General features: G+C 49.5%; 2 protein-coding genes. Both read left to right on the top strand.

The features are described from left to right. Nucleotides 1-23 precede the first annotated feature (23 nt). Nucleotides 24-413, top strand: a complete 390-nt coding sequence (locus ACS8FD_RS21375) for a Na+/H+ antiporter subunit E (RefSeq protein WP_439277351.1) — start codon at nucleotides 24-26, stop codon at nucleotides 411-413. 2 nt (nucleotides 414-415) lie between these two features. Continuing rightward, on the top strand, nucleotides 416-660 hold a 245-nt coding region (locus ACS8FD_RS21370; protein WP_439277350.1), incomplete at its 3' end, for a monovalent cation/H+ antiporter complex subunit F.

Here is a 660-nt window from a genome sequence, read left to right as displayed (position 1 = left end):
CATGGTTAATTGGCGCGCCAGCGGTGCTCTGCGCGTTGGTAGTCAGCATTACATTGTTACCTCCGGTAAGGCTGGTATGGTGGCGGCTGGCAGCTTTTATACCCTTTTTCTTTTGGCAGTCACTAAAGGGCGGTGCGAAGGTGGCACAGCTAGCGTTTCAACCGAGTATGCCTTTATCTCCAAAGCTTGTTGAATACCACCTGCACCTGTCCTCAGGCCTAGCACGAGTAGCTATGATTAATATAATAAGCATCTTGCCTGGTACTTTAAGCACCAAAATAAACGGAGATACATTAACCATACATGTGCTGGACAGCCAAGGGGATTTTCTAGTCGCTCTACAAGATTTAGAACGGGGTTTGGCGCAAATATTTCCAAACTCTGTTGAACCTGCTTTGATGGAGGATGAATGATTATGCAAAGCATATACCTTGCACTAGCGTTGTTCTTGCTGCTCAATCTGAGTGCTGGTATGTGGCGTGTACTGCGCGGACCCACGGCTGCTGACCGTATGTTAGCGGTGCAGCTATTTGGTACTACCGCTGTCGCTGTTTTATTGCTGCTGGCCGAAGCATCAAGTAGTGCAGCCCTGCGTGATGTGGCGCTGGTGTTTGCGTTGTTGGCTGCAGTGACTGCAGTAGCCTTTGTACGCCGTGCTTG

This window comes from Psychrobacter sp. 1U2 (assembly GCF_051847575.1).
Note: the sequence above shows the minus strand (reverse complement) of the source record. Positions and strands in the feature narration are given on the sequence as shown.